Here is a 5,716-nt window from a genome sequence, read left to right on the forward strand (position 1 = left end):
CCTGCATATGGCGCGCCCGGCGGCCGGCCAGCAGGAAGCAGCCAAGGTGCTGCACAATCTGCTCGTCCGAGACGACGCGCCGGCACCGACCACCTTGCAGGACCCGCTGTCGATCCGCTGCATGCCATCGGTCCATGGCGCACTGATCGAGGCGATCGGCCAGGCGAGACAGGCTGTCGAGATCGAGCTCAACGCCGCCGCCGACAACCCGCTGGTGCTGGGCGATGATGAACTGGTACTGTCGACCGGCAATTTCCACACCGCCGCACTGGCGCTCGCCTTTGAGACGCTCGGCCTGGCGATCGCCCAATGTGCCGCGGCCAGTGCCGCGCGCTTCATTCAGCTCACCGGTTCGGGCCGCAATGGCCTGCCGAAATATCTGTCGCCGGTCGGCGGCGCCTCGGCCGGCTTCGTGCCGCTACAGAAGACAGTGACCTCGATCCTGGCCGCCATCCGCCACAAGGCCAATCCGGTGATGCTCGACTTTCTGGCCGTGTCGGAGGGCGTCGAGGATCACGCCACGCAGACACCTCTGGCGGTTGCGAAATGCGCAGGGATGATCGCGCTGTGGCGGCGGCTGATCGCCTTCGAATTGATGGCCGCGGCACAGGCCGTCGACCTGCGCGACGGCTTCACACTGGCGCCGCGCACGGCCGCACTTCACGCGGCGATACGCTCGCTCGTCCCCATGCTGAAAGAGGACCGGCCGCTCGGCATCGACGCCGAAGCGCTTTACGCCGCGCTCGCCGGCGGAAATTGGCCGGCCTGACGCGGCTTCTCAGAAGACGACGGTCTTGTGGCCGTTGAGCATGACGCGGGCTTCGAGATGCAGCTTGACGGCGCGCGCCAGTACCCGGCTTTCGATGTCGCGCCCGACGGCGACGAAATCCTCGGCGCTCATCGCATGGGTGACGCGTTCGGTCTCCTGATCGATGATCGGGCCCTCGTCGAGGTCGGAGGTGACGTAATGCGCCGTCGCACCGATCAGCTTGACGCCGCGGTCGAAAGCCTGGTGGTACGGCTTGGCGCCCTTGAAGCTCGGCAGGAACGAATGGTGGATGTTGATCGCCCGTCCGAACAGCCGGTCCGACAGACCTTTTGAAAAGACCTGCATGTAGCGCGCCAGGATGACCAGTTCGGCCCCTGTCCGCTGCACCAGGTCCAGCAGTTTCTGTTCCTGTTCGGCCTTGTTCTCCTTGGTGGTCGGCCAATGGTGGTAGGGAATGCCCTCCAGCTCGGCGAAGCGGCGGGCATCCTCGTGGTTGGAGACGACGGCTGCAACCTCCGCGTTCAGCCAGCCGACCCTGATCTGGTACAGCAGATGGAGAAGCGCGTGGTCGAACTTGGAGACCATGACGATGATCTTCGGGCGGCGTCCCTGATCGACCAGCGCGGTCTTCATGCCGAAGCGGTCGACGCTCGATTCCAGGGCCCGCTCCAGACTGTCCCCGGTCGAGCCTAACGGGCTGATGAAGGCGATCCGCATGAAAAAGCGATTGGTCTGCCGGTCCCAGAACTGGCTGCTTTCGGCGATGTTGGCGCCGTTCGCGGCAAGCTCCGCCGTGACGGCGGCGACGATCCCCGGCCGATCCTCGCAGGAAAGCGTGAGAATATGAACCGGCGCGGCCTCGCCCGTCGCATCATTGCCTTGAGATTTCACGCCCCGTCGACCCTCTTCATGAACAGGCTGAGTTCAGCCGGATCCATATGCACCACATGCTTGTCTTCGGGATAGGCGAGACTGTTCACGTCGGCAACATATTCCGAAAACGCGGCGATACGCTCGGCCTGCAAACGATCATATTCGGCGGCGAAATTGCGATAGACCTTGGAATGACGGGGCATGTGGCCACGGTTCTGGCCGAGAATGTCGTCGGCGAACAGATATTGCGCATCGCAACCGGTACCCGCTCCCATCGACAGCATGATCAGCGACGTCCGCTCCGAGATCGCCTTGGCCACCTCGACCGGCACCACCTCGATCTCGGCGCCGATGGCGCCGGCGGCCTCCAGTTGCTTCACCGCCGCGAAGATATCCATGGCGGTGTCGGCGGTCTTGCCGACCGCCTTGAAGCCGCCAGTCCAGGTCGCCCGTGACGGGATCAGCCCGACATGGCCGATCACCGGGATATTGTCATCGGCCATCCGCTTGATCGTGGCGTAGCCGGCGCTGCAATAGACCGCGTCGGCGCCGGCCTTGTAGAGCCGGAAGGCCCAGCGCACGAAATCGTCCGCCGTGCCGATCTCGTAGAAATTGTCGCCCGGCATGGTGAACAGGCTGGGCGCCGCGTCGCGGTACTCAGGGTTGAGCACCAATTCGGGCGGCACCGAGACGATGTCGACCCCTGCGCGCTCCGCGGCCTCGGCCTCGTCCATCGTCAGCACACGCAGCATGGTCAGCTGTCGCTTGCCCTTCATGGCGCGCAAATCCGCCACCGTCGGTCTTTTTCGGCTCATCAAAAGGGTTCCCTCAGTTGCATTCGGCGGCAGGTCAGCCGATCTGGATCATCACTTTGCCAGCCTCGACCTTCACTGGATAGGTGGCGAGATTGACGCATACCGGTGCGCCTCGAGCCACGCCCGTCTTGTAGTTGAAGCGGCCATTGTGCTTGGGGCATTCGATGATGTCGTCCATCACCAGCCCATCGGCCAGATGCGCCTTCTCATGCGTGCAGTATCCGTCGGTTGCGAAGTACTCGTCATCGGGACTGCGATAGATGGCGAAGGTACGGCCGCCATGATCGAAGCGGATGACATCCTCTTCCTCGACATCGTCGACGCCACACGCTTCAACCCAGTCGGCCATCTGCTTCTCCCCTATTCCGCCGCCGCCGGAACGGTCAGTGCATGGAATTCGTCCCGGTACGGCCGCGCCGTCGGCGGCAATTCACGTTTGAGGAAATAATCCTCGTACTGAAGCTGCTTCAGCAGCACCGGCCAGACCTCGCGATAGGCATGCCACATCGAAGGGTTCGGCTCGGGCAGATCGTGCTTGATCAATTCGTGCAGCCTCGGCAGCGCGTGATAGGGCACCATCGGGAACATGTGATGTTCGACATGATAGTTCATGTTCCAATAGATGAAGCGGCTGATCGGGTTCATGTAGACGGTGCGCGTGTTCAGCCGGTGGTCGGTGACATTGTCGGCCAGCCCGATATGCTGCAGCAGGCCGGTCAGCACCATGTGCCAGCTGCCGTAGAGGCGCGGCAGGCCGATCAGCACCAGCGGCAGGAACGACCACAGATGAAGCGCTAGCCCGATCGCCCCGACATAGATGGCGACATGCCAGCGCGCGGCTGTGACCACCTTGTGAAGCTCCATCTCGGGAATAAAGCTTTTCTCGTCCGGCGAGATGCTGCCGAACGCATTGCGCACCAGCGTCGGCAGCGAATAGCGGAAATCGAGAACACCGGTGAAGGCGAGTGCGGCGCGCAGCAGGTCCGGCGGACGCATCACCGCGATCTCGGCGTCGCGGCCGACGATGATCGTGTCGGTGTGGTGGCGGGCATGGCTCCAGCGCCAGGTCACCGGATTGCGCATCAGCATGAAGCTGGCGATCTGGTAGACGGCATCGTTCATCCAGCGTGTGCGGAAGGCGGTGCCGTGGCCGCACTCGTGCCAGCGCGAGTCGCTGGACGAGCCGTAGAGCACGCCATAGACGAGCAGGAACGGCACCACCCACCACGTGCCCCAGAACCAGGCGATCCCGGCGGCGGAACCCAATATGGCAACGATCCAGATGATCGTGTCGCGGATCGCCGGGCCGTCCGAGCGCTGCATCAGCTCTTTCATCGCCTTGCGCGGCACATCGGTGTGATACCACTCGGCCGAGGCCAGCCCGGTCTCGATCGCGATGCGCGTGCTTTCCCCGACCAGGCTGTAGTCGCGCTTTTTCTCCATCACATCGACCTCCGATTTCCGGCCCGCCAGCCGGAGCATTCGTTTCGCCTCATGCCCTGTCCGCCAATCCCGGAAAATTACCCGACGGTACAGGATAATCCTGTTGCGGCTGCCTGGCGATCGACGCGATCTTTGCTTCGGCCTCGGCGATCGCGCCGGCGCCGTCGAGCACCCGGAACACTGCGTCGTAAGAACGGCTTTCACTATGCTCCAGCCAGATCATCTCGCCCCGCTCGCGCGCCGCGAGATTGCCGAGCACATGATGCGTCGAGGGTTCGATGCCCAGCGCATACTGCCCCGCCTGAAAATTCTGCCATTGATATGCGCAAGGCAGCTGGTCCTTGCGCGTCACCACTTCGAAGCCGAGCCCGAGCTGATCGTTGACCACTGCCACCGGCACCTCGCCATTGGCGTCCGCCGCCATCTCGTGCTGCCAGACCTGCTCGCTGAAACCCGATTGCGGCGCCGGCATCGTGCGGTAACCCACCTTCTGCGCCTGGTAGCGCTCGCCGGCATGGCCAGCCCAGACGACGTCGCGGATCGGCGCCAGATAGCGCGAACCCTCGTCGAGCAAGGGATGGCTGACATTGACGTGGTAAAAATACATGTGCGGCGTGCGGTTGAAACCGTGGTTGACGACGCGATCCGACAGCCGGATCTCGTTGCCGCCGACATCGGCCTCGATACGCCGGATCAGATGCAGATCCTCGCCGAACACTGCCGATTGCTGCACGGTGCCTTCGGCCCACAGCACGCAGCGGTCGCCGTCCCAGGTCTCGCCATAACCGGTCAGCCGCGCCGGAATGGTGCCGACGCGGCCATGCAGCGAATGGATCACGGTCTTCCTGCCCGGGTAGTTGTAGCTATCGGCCGGCACTTCTTCCCGGCCCAATATGTGGTCGAGGCCGCAGGTGACAAGCAGCCCTGAAAACGAACGCGCCCAGGCGAGCCCCCCTTCCCCCTCATAATCGTGCAGACCGGGGTTGCGAAAGCCGCTCGGCGAATGCCAGCCGATCGCCTGGCCCTTGAAGTCGCAATCGGCGATGTCGAGCGCCCGGTCGACCAGCGCCGTGAAACGCAGCCCCGTGCCGGTGCGGAACTCCAGCATGCGGATGCCGCGTTCCACGCCGTCGCCAAGCGTCATCAGCCGCACGCCGGCAAATTGCGACAGCATGCCCGAACGTTCCGACACCTGCCGGCGCGAAAGCGTCTTGCCGTAGAGTTCTACCATGTGACGGCCAACTTCTTCACTTCGCTCTCGTCTCTTTCAGCAGGGCCGACATATCGGCGCCGGTGATGATGCTTTCCACGGTCAGAAGATCGGTATCGGCAACCGTCTGCTCGGCGACGATCTCGCCGCGGCGCATGACGATGATGCGGTCGGCGACCTGGAACACGTGATGGATGTTGTGGGTGATCAAGAGCACGGAATGACCGGCGTCACGCACCTCCTTGACGAAGCGCAGCACGCCATGGGTTTCCTCGACACCGAGATTGTTGGTCGGTTCGTCGAGGATGATGACCTTGGCGGCGAACTGCATGGCGCGAGAAATCGCGATCGACTGCCGCTCGCCACCCGATAGCGTCGAGACCAGCGCATCGGCGTCGAGTTTTTTCGAGATGCCGACGCGCTTCAACAGCGCCGACGCCGCGTCTCGCAATTTGGCGAAATCGAGCGGCGCGAACACGCCCAGCCATTTCAGCTTGACCGGCTCGCGCCCAAGGAAAAGATTGCGCGCGATGCTGAGATCCGGCGCAAGAGACGTATCCTGGTGGATGGGCTCGATGCCGAGGTCCATCGCGTCGCGTGTCGAAC

General features: G+C 63.5%; 7 protein-coding genes. 1 reads left to right on the top strand and 6 read right to left on the bottom strand.

Annotated elements, in window-relative coordinates:
• A partial coding sequence (locus tag EN879_RS22195) for an aromatic amino acid lyase (RefSeq protein ID WP_164774512.1) occupies nucleotides 1-769 on the top strand: 769 nt, incomplete at its 5' end.
• Nucleotides 770-778: 9 nt separating this feature from the next.
• Here EN879_RS22195 and purU read toward each other — a convergent pair.
• The 6 genes from purU to EN879_RS22225 all read right to left on the bottom strand — a co-directional run.
• Entirely contained in the window at nucleotides 779-1,660 is an 882-nt protein-coding gene (gene purU / locus EN879_RS22200) for a formyltetrahydrofolate deformylase (protein ID WP_063168535.1), read from the bottom strand.
• Nucleotides 1,657-2,457 (bottom strand): 3-methyl-2-oxobutanoate hydroxymethyltransferase, encoded by an 801-nt coding sequence (locus tag EN879_RS22205; RefSeq protein ID WP_063168536.1) that lies wholly within the window; start codon nucleotides 2,455-2,457, stop codon nucleotides 1,657-1,659. The genes purU and EN879_RS22205 overlap by 4 nt, the downstream gene beginning before the upstream one ends.
• 34 nt (nucleotides 2,458-2,491) lie before the next feature.
• The gene (locus tag EN879_RS22210) at nucleotides 2,492-2,806 is read right to left on the bottom strand and encodes a MocE family 2Fe-2S type ferredoxin (RefSeq protein ID WP_013530832.1); all 315 of its coding nucleotides are present in this window, start codon (nucleotides 2,804-2,806) and stop codon (nucleotides 2,492-2,494) included.
• 11 nt (nucleotides 2,807-2,817) lie between these two features.
• Nucleotides 2,818-3,939, bottom strand: a complete 1,122-nt coding sequence (locus tag EN879_RS22215) for a fatty acid desaturase family protein (RefSeq protein WP_082826495.1) — start codon at nucleotides 3,937-3,939, stop codon at nucleotides 2,818-2,820.
• A 10-nt stretch (nucleotides 3,940-3,949) separates the two neighbouring features.
• Nucleotides 3,950-5,131: an aldose 1-epimerase family protein gene (locus tag EN879_RS22220; RefSeq protein ID WP_063168537.1), complete on the bottom strand. Its 1,182-nt coding sequence runs from the start codon at nucleotides 5,129-5,131 to the stop codon at nucleotides 3,950-3,952.
• 16 nt (nucleotides 5,132-5,147) lie between these two features.
• Nucleotides 5,148-5,716: ATP-binding cassette domain-containing protein (locus EN879_RS22225; protein ID WP_164774513.1), on the bottom strand; the 569-nt coding region annotated here is incomplete at its 5' end.

The sequence above is a fragment of the Mesorhizobium sp. M7A.F.Ca.AU.002.02.1.1 genome, from assembly GCF_003998535.1.
Lineage (GTDB): Bacteria > Pseudomonadota > Alphaproteobacteria > Rhizobiales > Rhizobiaceae > Mesorhizobium > Mesorhizobium ciceri.